The 14,477-nt window shown below is 60.3% G+C and carries 11 protein-coding genes and 1 pseudogene; 6 read left to right on the top strand and 6 right to left on the bottom strand.

What is annotated here, in order from left to right; genetic code table 11:
- The first annotated feature begins 168 nt into the window (after nucleotides 1-168).
- The 6 genes from KHU30_RS10020 (at nucleotide 169) to KHU30_RS09995 (ending at nucleotide 8,286) form a co-directional block, all read left to right on the top strand.
- Nucleotides 169-1,632, top strand: coding sequence for a Wadjet anti-phage system protein JetA family protein (locus KHU30_RS10020; RefSeq protein ID WP_211442509.1), 1,464 nt, complete (start codon nucleotides 169-171; stop codon nucleotides 1,630-1,632).
- A complete protein-coding gene (locus KHU30_RS10015) occupies nucleotides 1,619-2,347 on the top strand; it encodes a DUF4194 domain-containing protein (RefSeq protein WP_211442508.1) in 729 nt (242 codons plus the stop codon). The genes KHU30_RS10020 and KHU30_RS10015 overlap by 14 nt, the downstream gene beginning before the upstream one ends.
- Complete coding sequence (locus KHU30_RS10010; protein ID WP_211442507.1) at nucleotides 2,344-5,967, top strand: ATP-binding protein; 3,624 nt, start codon at nucleotides 2,344-2,346, stop codon at nucleotides 5,965-5,967. The genes KHU30_RS10015 and KHU30_RS10010 overlap by 4 nt, the downstream gene beginning before the upstream one ends.
- Entirely contained in the window at nucleotides 5,964-6,557 is a 594-nt protein-coding gene (locus KHU30_RS10005) for a transglutaminase-like domain-containing protein (RefSeq protein ID WP_211442506.1), read from the top strand. Before KHU30_RS10010 ends, KHU30_RS10005 begins: the two co-directional genes overlap by 4 nt.
- A 64-nt stretch (nucleotides 6,558-6,621) precedes the next feature.
- Nucleotides 6,622-7,170 carry a CcdC protein domain-containing protein gene (locus KHU30_RS10000; RefSeq protein ID WP_211442505.1) on the top strand — a complete coding sequence of 183 codons (549 nt, stop codon included), beginning with the start codon at nucleotides 6,622-6,624 and terminating at the stop codon, nucleotides 7,168-7,170.
- Between the two features lie 72 nt (nucleotides 7,171-7,242).
- Nucleotides 7,243-8,286 carry a 5'-methylthioadenosine/S-adenosylhomocysteine nucleosidase gene (locus KHU30_RS09995; protein ID WP_230427302.1) on the top strand — a complete coding sequence of 348 codons (1,044 nt, stop codon included), beginning with the start codon at nucleotides 7,243-7,245 and terminating at the stop codon, nucleotides 8,284-8,286.
- A 25-nt stretch (nucleotides 8,287-8,311) separates the two neighbouring features.
- On the opposite strand, the gene KHU30_RS09990 is transcribed toward KHU30_RS09995, so the two are convergent.
- The 6 genes and pseudogenes from KHU30_RS09990 to KHU30_RS09970 all read right to left on the bottom strand — a co-directional run bounded on the left by KHU30_RS09990 (nucleotide 8,312) and on the right by KHU30_RS09970 (nucleotide 14,254).
- Nucleotides 8,312-9,031 (bottom strand): DsbC family protein, encoded by a 720-nt coding sequence (locus KHU30_RS09990; protein ID WP_211442504.1) that lies wholly within the window; start codon nucleotides 9,029-9,031, stop codon nucleotides 8,312-8,314.
- A 48-nt stretch (nucleotides 9,032-9,079) separates the two neighbouring features.
- Nucleotides 9,080-9,607, bottom strand: coding sequence for a nuclear transport factor 2 family protein (locus KHU30_RS09985; RefSeq protein ID WP_211442503.1), 528 nt, complete (start codon nucleotides 9,605-9,607; stop codon nucleotides 9,080-9,082).
- Between the two features lie 97 nt (nucleotides 9,608-9,704).
- The gene (locus KHU30_RS09980) at nucleotides 9,705-10,634 is read right to left on the bottom strand and encodes a hypothetical protein (protein WP_211442502.1); all 930 of its coding nucleotides are present in this window, start codon (nucleotides 10,632-10,634) and stop codon (nucleotides 9,705-9,707) included.
- Between the two features lie 575 nt (nucleotides 10,635-11,209).
- Entirely contained in the window at nucleotides 11,210-11,539 is a 330-nt protein-coding gene (locus KHU30_RS25840) for a transposase (protein WP_456236964.1), read from the bottom strand.
- A pseudogene (locus KHU30_RS09975) lies at nucleotides 11,529-11,953 on the bottom strand (transposase); the annotation flags it as partial. The pseudogene KHU30_RS09975 and the gene KHU30_RS25840, both read right to left, overlap by 11 nt.
- A gap of 1,155 nt (nucleotides 11,954-13,108) precedes the next feature.
- Entirely contained in the window at nucleotides 13,109-14,254 is a 1,146-nt protein-coding gene (locus tag KHU30_RS09970) for a D-alanyl-D-alanine carboxypeptidase family protein (RefSeq protein ID WP_211442501.1), read from the bottom strand.
- Between the last annotated feature and the right edge of the window lie 223 nt (nucleotides 14,255-14,477).

Genomic DNA, 14,477 nt, shown 5'->3' with positions numbered 1-14,477 from the left:
CATTGTGGAAATGGATGTTACGGATACCTTGGCGTCCTGTCTACTGTCTAAGCTACCTGCTGGCAGGCCTGAGCCTTTACAATGGCGAGTTAGGCAAATCGGCCGGCGCGCTGCTTACGGCTGCCGGCGTCGATAATTCGTTTTTTGCAACTTTTGCGGGCAATCCGATTGTTTTTTGAACCAGACCGACTAAATTTCTTCAGGCCCCTGGCCGGCAAGCACCGCGGCGTGGTGGTGGCCTGCGTCCGTGCGCTCTATGAGCGGCTGCACGGGCCGAGCGCCGACTATGGCCAGAACCTGACGCGCGACGGCTTGCGCGACCTGCTGCTGCCGGTGGTGCAGCAGGCGTTGCAACGAGTGTTGCAAGACCCGCGTCAGACCCCGCAGCAGCAGGACGAGGCGGCCGCCGGACTGGCCGACGACGATCTGATCCCGGCCGGCGCCGACGACCAGCAAAGCAGCAGCGCGCTGCTGCGCACCTTGCTGCGGGACGGCTGGCTGGAAACCTTCGGCGACCGCGCCGGCCTGGTCACCGCCTATCGCTTCACCCGCGCCGGCAAGCTGTTTGCCGAAGCCTTCTGGGCCATAGACCGGCGCAGCGCCCGCACCCGCCAGCGCAATGTGCGCAGCTGCCGCAACGCGCTCAACGCCGCGCTGCGCAATGTCGATGCCTACGATCTGATCGATGCCTACGACTATGCCGAAAAAGTCATCAGCGATTTGTCCGAGGGCGTCGATTATTTCCAGGAACTGGTGCGGCGCCTGATGCTGGAAGCATCGCAAACGCCGTGGGACGGTTTCATGGAATTTCTCGACCGTTTCGAGAAAGAATTCAAGAAGCAGCTCACCGCCGACAGCATCGAGCGCCACCGCCAGGCCATCCGCGACCTGATCGCGCGCCTGCACAGCCTGGAACACGACAAGGCGCGGGCGCTGGAAGACCAGCTCAACGATATCGCGCGCTGGGCCAGCCAGGAGCGGCAGGGGCCGTCGACGCTGGACTGGATGCTGGACCGCATCGAAGAAATGGTGGAAGCCGCCTGCACCACCAAGCATCCTGAGCTGATCAAGGCGATGAGCGTCTACATGCAGCGCGCCGCCAGCATCGTGCAGCAAGCCCTGATGCTGCGCGGCGGCCACACCCGCCAGGCCTACAGCGTGGCGATCAGCAAGACAGCCAGGCTGAGCGGTGTGGCGCAGGATGCCTTGCTGGAACGGCTGGGCGCGGCAATTGCTCCCGCCGAAATCCGCTTGCTCGATCCGGCGTCCTTCAAACTGCGCAGCGCCTCGCAGCGGCGCAAGGCGTTGACCGTCACCGCGCAGCCCAAGGTCACGCGCGACGCCCGCCTGGCGGCCGCCATGTACCGCGCCGAAGCCGATGCCTTTGCGCTATCCAACGACGACATCGTACATCGCATCCGCGCCGAGCTGCGCCTGCGCGACCGCCCGATCCGCCTGTCGACCTTGCCGGTGGCGACCACCACCGACGTCCTCAACAACATGCAAATCGTGGAAGCCGTGCGCGGTGCGCGCGATGAACGGCTCACCGTGCAGAAATTGCCGAGCAAGCTCTGGAACGAGTTTTATGCCGGCGACGATTACCAGATCGAGATGAAACATGACACTGATTGAAGCATTGCAAGAGCAGCTGGCGCTGCACAACCTGCCGCTGGAACGGTTCCGCGAGATCGTCGGCCGCCTGTTTGCCGCCGGCATCGTGATCCGCGAAGAAGACGGCGTCGAGCAGCGCCTGTACGACGATGCACGCCGCATCGAAGCCTGCCTGCACGATTATTTCCAGCTGGCCGGTTTCCGCCTTGAGCATAATCTGAAGGGCGAGTTTTTCCGGCTCTACGCGCCGGGCGCCGAAGTGCCTGGCATGCCGGAAGACGGCCTGGAGCCGGTGCCGGGATTGCGCGCCCGGCTGTCGCCGGATTTCGTCGCCGCCGCGCTGGCGCTGCGCTTCCAGTATCAGCAAGGCTTGTCGGAAGGCGGCAACCGCCTCACCGATGCGGGCGAAGTGCTGACCCGCTTCGAAGAACTGTCGGCGACCCTGCAGACGCAATTGAAGCGGGCGCTGCCGCCCACCAATGTGGAGCGCCAGCGTTTGCTCAACGACCTCAAGCGCCATCGCCTGATCCGCCTGGCCGCCAATTTCTCCATGGATGACGAGGACGCGCTGCTGGCGATCCGGCCGACCATCCTCGGCATCATCAGCGACGATATGCTGGAAGCGGCGCTGGAATCCGAACCGCTGCCGCTCGGGGCAGCGAGCGACGATGAACCGGCCGGCGTGCCGGCGGCGATGGAAGAGCAAGAAGAAAGCATTGAAGGAAACATCGAATGAAGCTGGACAAACTGATCCTGGTGAACTGGGGCGCGCTGCGCTCGCAGGAATACCCGATGGGCAATATGACCTTGCTGACCGGTCCTACGGGCTCCGGCAAGTCGACCATGCTGGACGCCCTGCAAACCGTGATGACCGCGGTCTACCAGAATATTTTCAGCTATAACCCCGGGCAGGACGAAACCACCCAGGGCGCGCGCAACGGCAAGACCAAGCGCAGCCTGTGGTCCTACGTGGTCGGCGCCGAGGATAACCTGTTCGCCCGCCCCAACGGCGCACACGGCTATGTCGCCGCGGTGTTCAAGCCGAGCGAGGGCGAGGAGGGACGCGAGTTCACCGCGCTGGTGGCCGCTTCGGCGCGCGTCGACGGCGCCGGCGAACGGCGCCAGGCGGTATCGGAACGGCTGGCGCTGCTGATCGTCGATGGCGTCGCCCTGCAGCTGGGCGACCTGACCTCGACCGAAATCGACGGCGGCATGGCGGTGGTGGCGGTGGAAAAGATCGAACGCCACCTGTCAGGCAAATACCATGGCGTCACCAACTTCCGCGACAGCAAGCGTGAGTACCTGTGCCAGCTGTACGGACGTTTCCGCGGCCAGAAAACCGTTTCCTTCGCCGAGGCGGAAAGCGCGGCGCGCGCCTGGAGCCAGTCGATCGCCCACAAGCCTATCGGCAGCGTCGACGACCTGGTCAAGCACCAGATCCTGGAACTCGACACTACCCAGCTGGGACAGCGCATCGGCCAGATCAGCAAGCTGATGCGGCAAGTGAACGAGCTGCGCAAGGAAGGCGAGCGCCTGAGCGACAACGTCAAGCGCCTGGAATTGCTGGGCAAGGCTGTCGGCGACACCGCGCGCGCGCACCAGGCAGCCAGCCAATCGCAACTGCTGGCGTCGTCGCTGGCCTTGCGCGAAGACCAGCGCCAGCTGGAAGCTGCAACGTCTGCGATCGAGGGTTTGCAAGCGCTCATCGACGATGAAAGCGAGAGCGCCGACAAGCTGGAGCAGGACCGCAACGCCAAGAACCGCAGCTTGACGCAGATCCATGCGCAGATGATGGGGATTCCCGCCGCCGAGCAAAAGACCAGGATCCAGAACCAGATCGAACAATGCGACGGCAAGATCAAGGCCGTCTTCAATGCGCTGCTGCACAACGCGCAGACGGCGCAGCAGCTCGATAGCGCGGCGCGCAACGTCGCCGGCATGCAGATTCCGCCGGAGCAAAAGGAAATTGCCGATGCCGCCCGCCAGGTGGTGCTGGCGCTGGCCGCTGCCGGCACGCTGGAGATTGCCAGCCGCTTGCGCAGCATCGGCGAACTGGCCAAGGTCGAGCAGATCGACGTGCTGAAATCGCTGATGCTGGTCAACGACTTTGAAGGCGTCGATGCCGCGCTGGTGAAATTGCACGGCGCGCTGGCCGGCACCGAAAAGAGTTTTGTCTCGGCTTTGCACACGCAGATCGCGCAGTTGCGCGCCGGCGAGCACGAAGCCTTGCGCCGCGAAAAGGACGCTGCTTCGCGCAAGGCCAACCTGGCCGAAGGCGGCGCCGATTATCCGGCGCATATCCGCCACGCGTTGAAGGAATTCCGCGCCGAACTCGGCGCCGCCCGCGCCCAGGTGCTGTGCGACCTGGTCGAACCGGCCTCGGCCGAATGGCAGGCGGCGATTGAAGGCTACCTCGGCGGCGCCCGTTTCAACCTGGTGGTGGACCAGGCTTGGGAAGGCAAGGCGATCGATTTCGTGCGCCAGAAAAAGCTACGCGCCAACGTGATCCAGGGCAGCTTCTGCCTGAAGAACCTGAAAGTCGAAAGAACGCCGAGCGATTCGATCATCCACGAACTCAGCACCGAGCATCCGATCGCCCACGCCTACCTGCACGACCAGTTCGGCCAGGTGGTCAAGGTGGCCGATACCGAAGCGCTGCGCCACACGTCGCGCGGCCTGACCAAGGACGGCAAGGGCAGCGGCTCGCGCACCATGTTCACCACCGACACCGACATGCTGGTGTTCGGCCAGGAAGCCAAGCGCCTTGCCAAGCAGCGCGCCGAACAGGAGCATGCGCAGGCCGAGCAGGAACTGGCCCAGATCCGCGCCCAGCTGCGCGAGCTGCAAGGCGCGCTGGCCCTGATGGGGCAGTTGCAATGCCCTTCGTTCGCCGCCATCGATGAATTGGAAAGCCTGGTGCGGCAGCTGGACGCCGCGCGCCAGGACATGAGCCGGCTCGACCTGACCCAGGTCAGCAAGCTGGAAGACGAAGCGCAGGCGCTGGGCCTGGAAATCGCCGCGCTGGAAGCGCGCAAGACCGCATGCAGCAAGAATATCGGCGGCCATGAAAAAGCCATCCAGGGACATCAGGCGTCGATTACCCGCCTGAATTTCGGCCTGGGCGGCAAGCAGACCCGGGTCGACGCCGACACCGAACGCTTGCGCGAGCTGTGCATCGTCAACGGCAGCCTGTCCTTTACCGCCGTCACCGACGAAGTGGCAGGCTGGGTCAACGACGGCAGCTATTCACAGACGCAGGCAGCGAACAATGTCGGCAAGCAGACAGCGCTCAGCTGGCAGCTGTATGGCGATGCCCGCAACGCGCTGGGCGAGTACCATGCCCACGCCCGCATCGACGAGCGTTTTGAAATTGCCCAGGGCGAGGACTTGCGCGATGGCGATTTCACGCCGCTGTACGCCATGATGGTGACCCTGCAGGAACGTACCCGCGCCCAGCTGACGCGGCAGAAGGACATCGGCCTGATCAAGAACCTGGAACAGCTGCGCACCGCCGAATCCTCGTTCAACGACGTCTTTACCAAGCAGTTCTGCTACGAGATCCGGAATGCCGTCGATACCGGCGTGCGCACCTTGAAAACGCTGAACACCGAACTCGACAAGCTCAAGTTCGGCACCGACAAATTCCGTATCGACTGGTCGGAATGGATTCCGGAATTCAAGGCTTACTATGACTTCTTTTGCGCCACGTCGGAAATGGCGGATACCCAGGAGGCCAGCAGCAGCCTGTTTGCCGATCCCGCCTTAAGCGCTGAAAACTGCCTGGTGCGCGACCGCCTGGTGCAATTGCTGCTGTCGGACGATGAAGACAAGGCGGTCAAGGAATTGCAGCGCGTTGCCGATTACCGCAACTACCGCCGCTACGAAATCTACAAGGAGTCCGATACCGGCTCGCACGTGCGCTTGTCCGAGTGGGGCACCGGTTCCGGCGGCCAGCTGGAAACGCCGGCCTACATCATCCACGCCGCTGTCGTCACCAATCGCCTCAAGCGCTTCGAGAAAGGCAGCAGTCTGCACCTGCTGGTCAACGACGAATCGTTCGCCAAGATGGATGAAGGGCGCGCACGCGACGTCTTGAAATTCCTGCGCGACAACCTCGGCATGCAGCTGATCTGCGCCATGCCGACCAAGCACGCCGGCGCCATCAAGCCGGAATTCTCGCGCGAATGGAGTTTCAGCCGCACCGTCGCCGACGGCAACGGCGAGGTCGGCTTCGTCTCCGAGTCGGATGAGCGCGAACTGCGTTCGGACAAATTGCACGAGCTGTGGGAACTGCGGCGAGCCCAGGTGCGTGAGCAGGCGCAGATCAATTTTGAAGCGGCGGAGCAGGCAGCGTGAAACCCTACCTGGCCTTCAGTAAATATATCGACGGCGATCACCCGCAAGTAGCCGCCAAGGCGGCCGCCCTGGCGAATGGCCGCGTCAACGAAGAGGAAGTGGTCAAAGCATGCTTCGAATTCGTCCGCGACGCCATCCAGCACAGCTGGGATTTCAGGCGCGATCCGGTGACTTGCCGCGCTTCCGATGTGTTAATCCACGGTACGGGATATTGCTACGCCAAGAGCCATCTGCTGGCGGCGCTGTTGCGCAGCAATGGCATTGCTGCCGGCTTGTGCTACCAGCGCCTGTCGGTGGGCGTGGAAGGGCCGCCGTTCTGCCTGCATGGCTTGAATGCGGTGTACCTGAAGAACCACGGCTGGTATCGCATCGATGCGCGCGGCAACAAGCCGGGTGTCGATGCGCAATTCATGCCGCCGCTGGAGCGGCTGGCGTTTCCGGTGCTGGCGGAGCAGGAACGCGACTTGCCTGAAATCTGGGCAGAACCCTTGCCGCAGGTGGTACATGCATTATCGGCGTATTCTTCTGTGCGGGAAGTGGCTGAAAACCTTCCCGATATAGAATTGATCTCGGCTCGTCCGCTGGGTTGATTCGCTGATTTAATCCGCTGGATTGACTCGATTAACTGATTCTTCGGCCTTTGGAGTTAGACGCATGGCGATTCCTGCTCATCCTTCCCTGGTGGTTTATTTCGGCATTGCCGTATTGGTGGTCTGGCGTCTGTATTCGCGCGTCCGGCGCATGGTCGGACGGCAGAAAATGTCGGCTCGGCGGACCTGGATCCGCATTGTGTTTTTCAGCGCTCTGGTCGCGATGCTGTTGCTCGGCTCTGCCGTGCACCCCATGCATGCGGTGGCGCTGCTCGGTGGCGCCGCGGCCGGCGCAGCCCTGGGCTGGTATGGCATCGGACTGACCAGGTTTGAGCAGACGCCGGAGGGCTTGTTTTATACCCCCAGCCTTCATCTGGGGATAGCGCTGTCGGCGCTGTTCATCGGCCGCCTTGTTTATCGCGGCGCGATGCTTTATTCAGCATCGGCGTCGAATACCTTCCCCTCGGCCGAATTTTCCGGCAGCCCGCTGACCTTGTTGATCTTCGGCATCCTGGCCGGCTACTACGTCGCCTATGCGATCGGCTTGCTGCTGTGGCGCCGTCGCGTCGGATCGCCGGGCTCCCGTACGACATCCGGAGCGGAAATGCCTTAATGGTCTTTTCTGCAAGATGTTCCCCAGGTTATGCTGTCCGCTGCAACAGTCCACCAAGCGAAAGGAATTCCCTTGCCTGCCCACCTTCCTGCACTCAACATGCTGCGCCGTAGCGCTTGCGCCTTGCTGCTTGGCGCTGCCATGACTACCGCCGCCAGCGCTGCGCCGCGCGCGGAAAATCATTGCCTGAGCGAGTGCAAGCCGCGCATCGGCATCGTCTCGGCGTTCGGCGCCGAGGCCGATATCCTGTTGGAGCAGACGCAGAAAAAGCGCGACTGGAAAATCAACGGCAACCGGTTTACCACCGGCGAGCTGCGCGGCAATCCGGTGGTGATCGTGCTGAGCGGCGTCAGCGTGGTCAATGCCACCATGGTGACGCAGCTGATGATGGATCATTTCCATGTGGAGCGTTTGCTGATGAGCGGCATTGCCGGCGGCGTCAATCCGGCCAGCCATGTCGGCGACGTGATGGTGCCCGAGAGCTGGGCGATGCCGATGGAGGTTTACTGGAACGGCGACGGCAGCGTGCCGGCGCCCTGCGGCGCGGCCGGCGATGTCAGCTGCCTGGGCGTCAAGCTGGCGAGCGAGAACGGCAAGCCGCGGCCGGATTTCAAATTCAATACGCCAAACGGCCAGGTCAGCAGCGGCCTGTTCATGCGCGACAATTTCGTGATGAATGCCGGCAATGCGCCGCAGGGAGAATTCCGTTTCGATTTCCAGGCCGATCCTGAAATGCTGGCGCTGGCGCGTCAGCTCAAGCCGGCGCTGGCGAAGTGCGGGCCGAAGAATCCCTCCCTGTGCGTCAGCGTCCAGCCTGAGCTGCGGGTAGGCGGGCGCGGCGTTTCCGGCAGCGCTTTCCTGGCCAATCCGGGATACCGCACCTATCTCTACGATAATCTGCAGGCGCAGGTGGTGGATATGGAAACGGCCGCATTTGCACAGGTGGCTTACGCCAACCGCGTGCCTTTCATCGCCTTTCGCAGTTTGTCCGACCTGGCTGGGGGCAATGATTTCAAGGATGTCGGCGCTTTCTTCGGCAGCGGCCTGGCGGAGACCAACGAGGCCAGCGTGACGCTGGCCTTCCTGGAAGCGTGGAGCCGCCGCAACCGCCGCTGACCGGTGTCCAAGCGATACGCCAAGCTTACTTCAAGGAGGCCAGCTTCTGCTCCAGGGCCTTGGCGTCGAGCGCGCTGCCGGTGCGGCTGCCGTCGGCAAAATACACAGTGGGCGTGCCGACGATGCGCAGCTTCTTGCCTAAGGCCAGCACCTTGTCGCTGGGCGTCGGGCAGGCCGGCGCGGCCGCCGCTGCGGCTTTGCCGTTCGTCATCCAGTCGTTCCAGGCCTTGCTGCGGTCCGCCGAGCACCAGATGTCGCGGGACTTCACTACCGAATCGTCGGACAGGATATTGAGCAGGAAAGTGTAGACCGTCACATTGTCGATTTCCTGCAGGGTCTTGTGCAGATTCTTGCAGTAGGGGCAGTTCGGATCTTCGAAGATCGCCAGCACCCGCTTGCCGTTGCCTTTGACGGTCTTGACCGCCGCATCGAGCGGCAGGTCGGCGAAATTGATCGTCGCCAGCTGATCCACTCTTTCCTTGGTCAAATCCTTGTAGGTATGGCTGTCGATGATCTTGCCGACCACGATGTAGTCGGCGTTTTCATCGGTGTAGAAAATGTCGCCGTTGGTGCGCACTTCATACAGTCCGCCATAGGGGGTTTTGCTCACCGAATCGACCTTGATGCCGACACCCATGCGCGGCTCGATCAGTTTCTTGATGCGGGCTTCCTGCGCGGTCTCGGCGCTGGCGCTCGCGGCTGCCAGGACAAGCAGCAGGAGCGGGATTTTCTTGAGGCGGGTCATGGCGTTTCCATTGATAAAAATAGAGACAGGATGAGACAGGTTTCAGCGTCAGATTTTTTTCTTGGCGTCGATGCCGGACAGGTCTACGCCCGGCACCTTCTTGTTCATTGCGTCGGCCGGCGCGGCGTAACGGGTCGCCAGTTTCCAGTCGCCCTCGACCTGTTTCCAGGTATCGACGACAAATATGTTCTTTGCCAGCGGATCGGAGGCGGCAACATCGAGCGACCAGAGGAAGCTGACGACCATCAGGCTGCCATACTCATGCACCGCCATCTGTTGCACCTGCGATGCGAACGGCGCCTGCTTCAGGGCGCTGGCGATCCATTCCGCGCGCGGCGTCGGCGTGCCGGGAGCGGCGGCGGTGCGCAATTCGTAGTTGTCGGCGAGGCGCTTATCGATGATGCCGTTATTGCGCTGCTGGATGGCGTCGTTCAGTTCGTTTTCCAGGGTGCTGAAAATCTGTACCGTGCGGGTGACGGTCGGTATGGTTCTCTGGAGCGGGGCGGCGGCTTGCTGGGCGAAACCGGATAGCGGATGCGCCAGCAGCAGCGCCAGCAGGAGAGGAAGTTTTTTCATGGCATGGACTCGGCGATTGAATGGGAAAGACCAACTGAAGCTCCGCCGCGGAGCGCTCCGCGGCGGAATTCCATGTTACATCACGGCCGTCTTGCCATCACGGATAGTGCTGGGCGCAAGCCTGGCTCGGCAGCAGTGTCCAGTTCTGCTGGATCAGGTATTTCATGGTGCCGAAGGTCTGGTTGTAAGCAGCGCCGTTGGCGGCGGTCGACGTGGCGCCGAAATTCCATGCGCATTTGTCGCCGTTTTCCATGCCGTTGGACAGCGCGTACCAGGCGTTGCCATCCGGATCGGTAGTCGATTCTTCGAGCTCATGCGAAATGATGCTGGCCATCGCGTCCGCGCCCGGCGTGTTGTTCGGGCTTGGCGTATTGGCGCCGCACGAGCTGGCGCACTGGGTTTCAGGATTGCCGATGAAGGCGTACTTGATATCCTGGCCGTTGATCGTGGCGTTGGTATGCCAGCCGCAATACTGGGTGCAGAAACCCGAAGTGGCGGTGGTGTTCTTGTCGGTCAGCACGAAGTAGACGCCGTTCGCATCCAGTGGCAGCGCGCCGGAATTGATCTTGTTGGCGACGATGGTTTCGATGTTCGCATCGGAGAGCTGGGTGCCGAGCGAACCGCTGTCGGTAGTGGTGCCGGCGTAGTTGACGACGTTCTGCACATGCGTGCCGGCCTTATTGGTGTAAGTGGTGTTGATGTTGAAATAAGGTGAACCGCCGATGTGGTTGCCGAGGTTGGTCAGCACGTTTTGCGAAGCGCTGTCCCAGGTGCCGTACCAGATGTAGTAGATGTTCTTTGGTCCGGTCATCACAGGGCCGCCCTGGTCGGTCAGGTTGGCGGTGCGCTGGGCCCTCAGGGTCGCCACTTTTTGCTTGTGCGTCTGCACGTCCAGGTCGAGTTCGCCCCAGCCCTTGCCGGTTGGCTTGTAGACTGAGTCGCTGGATCCCTTGACTGCGCCTGCAAGTGCAACACTGGCATACGCGCAAGACAGCGCCAGCACGACTAATTTGCGATTCAATTTCATTGCATCTCTCCATAGTTGATGTGAATTGACATAGCCGGATGTCCGATCGGGAGCGTCCGGTTACCGCAACTGGAGCGAGATTGCCTCTCGCTTCAGAATCGACGCACGGGCGGGCCGCCACCTGCCATGGCGGAACGACGGGTGCGTCTAAGACAACCCGGGCGCAGGACGCCAGGGTTGAAATTCGGTAAAGCGAAGGAAACGAGAAGCTAGGAGTGCAGAGGCGAGGCGGGAGGTCTTGAGGCGGCTTGAAGGGCGTACGGCTGGAAACGAATGAAGCTGAGCATCATGTTATTCCTCCTGTTGTACTGCCATGTGTCGGCGCCGCATTGTGGTGCGCGCTACAGCATTTATATGATGGCCAGGGTTGACCATGGGGAAGGAGTGTACCTCCCGATTTTCACCGGCTGCAATGTATTTAATTGTTACGTAGAAACAAAATTGTAACGAGATGCTACGGAGTGATACAGTTGTCCAGCCATTGCATGCGAATGATTCTTTGTAAAAAAATTGACAGCCGCAGCTGTCAATTCAGGTTGCTGACGAACCCACCATTTTTGGTGGGTTTTGTTTTTTTATGCGCCGAATTGCGCTGCGACACTAAAAACAGGCGATCGGCAGAGGAAGGCGCCACGCAGGAGGAAATGGCGCATCAAGACATATGCTCTGACACGAAGCCCCAGCAGGCACTGCTCGGCGAGCTTGCGCAAGCCACGCATCTTTACGTAGCGATGGCCGTGTAGCTGCTTGGCGCCGGCGAAACTGCGCTCCACCGTTTCCTTGCGTTGCGTATACATACGCTTGCCCCATTCGGTCAGCCGCCTGGCGTTGACACGCTCCTTGGCGCGCACCCATACGTGCCGCACCACGACCTTCACGCCATTGGCGCTGTTGCACACTGCCATCTACCATCCCGCGCCCTATCGCCTGACGCACGATCTCATCGAAGATGGCTTGATATACCGTGGTGTTGGTGAAGCGCCGACGCCGGTTCTGCGAGAACGTCGACGCGTCCGGCACCTTGTCGGTCAGCCTGACACCAGCGAACCAGCGATAGGCCACGTTTACTTGCACCTCGCGCATCAACTGCTGCTCACTGCGCACGCCAAACAGATAGCCGATGAACAATAGCTTGAACAGCACCACCGGATCGGGCGCCGGGCGACCGTTATCGGCGCAGTACAGATGCGCTACCTCCGCCCGGATAAATTCAAAATCGATGCGGCGGCGATCTTGCGTAACAGATGATCACTGGGCACAAGGCTTTCCAGCGTCACCATTTTCAGCTCGTGCCGGTACGGCGCAGGGATTTTTAGCATGCCCCATTATAGAAAAAGCCTTCCAGTTTCGGAGACGGCCCAGATCGGGCCGTTTTTCTTTAGAGGGAATTTGACTGCGGCCAGCTATCCGCTAGTGCTTTATGGTGTAGGGGTTCTGGTTCTGTGATTTTCGCTTTGCGGTTCTTGTACGGCAACTCGTGGATAGTTGCCGTTTTGCTGACCAGTCCGAGTTTGGCGCGCACGGGTTGGATATTCATCTCCCGCAATTGCAAGTCTCATTGTTATCTAAAAATAAATATTTTGTCTTCAAATAAAGATGTAAAATTGTTTACGCAAATAGTTGAATCATAGAAATTGCTGGGTGATTCAGCCAAAATTGTTTACGCTTAAGCCCCCCGCATTTCATGAGGAGAAATCATGGTCAATTACCTTCATTCGAGCAATCGTTACATATCGTCGCTTTCAAGGTTCCTATTGTCCTTCCTAGTACTTTTTGCGCTGTTTTTCTTGATGATCTCTCTGAAGTTTTCAGCATCATTTGCTTTGGATCATTTGCTGAACTACCCAGGAAAGTGGCTGCTGCCTTTAGCGGCCCCTTCACTATTAATTGCTCTTAGGGCGAGGTCATCATCAAAAAAGGAACTATCAAAATCCGATAGTTAATTCTCTCTCATCAACAAACTGACGGGGTAATAATGGAAGTTCTCTCTTTAAAAGAAGCGGATCAAGTTAGCGGTGCTGGTGCAAATGAATGCGCATCGGTGGTACTTGGAGCAGGTGGGATTGGAGCTGTTGCTGGTGCAGCAATTGGAGGTCCGTGGGCCCCGATTACTGCTGGCCTTGGCGCTCTTGCTGCGGGCGCATACGCAGCGGCGAATAATCCGGCGTGTACAGTTCCCAATGGTGGCGGTGTCCCGCGCGGATTGAATCCACCTAGAAATATGCAAAAATAATTCCCCCCCCCCAAAAAAAAAAGCCATCGCAGTGCGGTGGCCCTTCAGGTTGCTGACGAACCCACCATTTTTGGTGGGTTTTTTTTATGCGCCGAATTGCGCGCGACACTAAAAACAGGCGATCGGCAGAGGAAGGCGCCACGCAGGAGGAAATGGCGCATCAAGACATATGCTCCGGCACGCAGCCCCCAGCAGGCACTGCTCGGTGAGCTTGCGCAAGCCACACATCTGTTTTCTGCATTTATTTGAACATCAAGCGGATCGAATCCCAGGCGCGGCCGAAGATGGTGGCCTGGCCGACGTTCTCCAGCGCCACCACCGGAAATTCGGCAATCGTCTTGCCGTCGGCGTTGACCTTGACCGTGCCAACCTTGGCGTTCTGCTGGATCGGCGCGATCAGCGGATCGGTGCGTTCCAGCACTGGCTTGATCTTGTCGGCGATGCTCTTCGGCACGGTCACGTAGACGTCGTGCGTGAAGCCGATCTTGACCAGGCTCTTGGCGCCTTTCCAGACTTGCGGCGTGTCGATTGGCTGATCCTTGGCGTACAGCTTGACCGCGTCAAAGTTCTGGTAGCCCCAGTTCAGCAGCTTTTGCGCTTCCTGCGTGCGGGTGCCGTCGGAGTTGGTGCCGATCACGACAGTCAGCAGGCGGCGGTCGCCGCCGGCGTTCGGACGCTTGGCGCTGGCGATGATGGAATAGCCGGCGCTGCTGGTGTGGCCTGTCTTCATGCCGTCGACGGTCGGATCGCTCCACAGCAGGCGGTTGCGGTTAGGCTGGGTGATCTTGTTGTAGGTGTACTTCTTGGTCGAGTCGATCTTGTAGAACTCGGGAAAATCGGCGATCACGTGTGCTGCCAGCGTGGCCAGGTCGCGCGCGGTGGAGTAGGTGTCGGCGCTTGGCAAGCCGTGCGGATTGCCGAAGTGCGTGTTCTTCATGCCCATGCGCTCGGCTTCGTGGTTCATCAGCGCGACGAAGGAATCTTCAGTGCCGGCCACGGCTTCCGCCAGCGCTACCGCGGCGTCGTTGCCCGATACCACCATCAGGCCGTACAGCAGGTCATTGATCGACACTGGCGTCGCCGGATCGATAAACATTTTCGAGCTGCTCGGGTCGACCTTCCAGGCGCGCACCGAGACGGTCACCATCTGGTCGAGGCTGACCTTCTTGGTCTTGAGGGCGTCGAAGACCACGTAGGCGGTCATGATCTTGGCCAGCGAGGCCGGCTCGATGCGCATGTCAGGATCTTGCGAGGCGATCACCTGGTTGCTGGTGGTGTCCAGCAGCAACCATGATTTTGCCGCTACTGTCGGCGACGGCAGGGTCTGGGCAAAGGCAACGGATATGGAGAGGACAGTTGCAGCGAGCGCCGCGAATATTTTTTTCATGGAATATCGAGTAATGAAATCAGCGCCAGCAAACCTGCATCAATGATTACAAGGAGCAACTTTGTTGGCGTGAATGGGTTGAAAAACGGGTTGAAAAAATGCCCAAGCGGAGACGGTGAGCAAACAACCGCAAACAAACGTGCCGACAGAATTATAGCGCTACCGCCGATCTGATCGGCTTAACAACAATTCCGGCACGTTGGAGCGCTGCCGGAATCGCCGT

It is taken from the genome of Collimonas humicola (assembly GCF_018304945.1).
In the GTDB taxonomy this organism is placed as follows: domain Bacteria; phylum Pseudomonadota; class Gammaproteobacteria; order Burkholderiales; family Burkholderiaceae_D; genus Collimonas; species Collimonas humicola.
The sequence above is the reverse complement of the archived record's forward strand: the minus strand, read 5'-3'. Positions and strand labels throughout refer to the sequence as shown.

Excerpts from the sequence above, each read along its gene's own strand:
- KHU30_RS10015 (WP_211442508.1), top strand. The coding sequence starts at position 1,619 with ATGACACTGATTGAAGCATTGCAAGAGCAGCTGGCGCTGCACAACCTG.
- KHU30_RS10010 (WP_211442507.1), top strand. The coding sequence starts at position 2,344 with ATGAAGCTGGACAAACTGATCCTGGTGAACTGGGGCGCGCTGCGCTCG.
- KHU30_RS10000 (WP_211442505.1), top strand. The coding sequence starts at position 6,622 with ATGGCGATTCCTGCTCATCCTTCCCTGGTGGTTTATTTCGGCATTGCC.
- KHU30_RS09990 (WP_211442504.1), bottom strand. The coding sequence starts at position 9,031 with ATGACCCGCCTCAAGAAAATCCCGCTCCTGCTGCTTGTCCTGGCAGCC.
- KHU30_RS09985 (WP_211442503.1), bottom strand. The coding sequence starts at position 9,607 with ATGAAAAAACTTCCTCTCCTGCTGGCGCTGCTGCTGGCGCATCCGCTA.
- KHU30_RS09980 (WP_211442502.1), bottom strand. The coding sequence starts at position 10,634 with ATGAAATTGAATCGCAAATTAGTCGTGCTGGCGCTGTCTTGCGCGTAT.
- KHU30_RS25840 (WP_456236964.1), bottom strand. The coding sequence starts at position 11,539 with ATGGCAGTGTGCAACAGCGCCAATGGCGTGAAGGTCGTGGTGCGGCAC.
- KHU30_RS09970 (WP_211442501.1), bottom strand. The coding sequence starts at position 14,254 with ATGAAAAAAATATTCGCGGCGCTCGCTGCAACTGTCCTCTCCATATCC.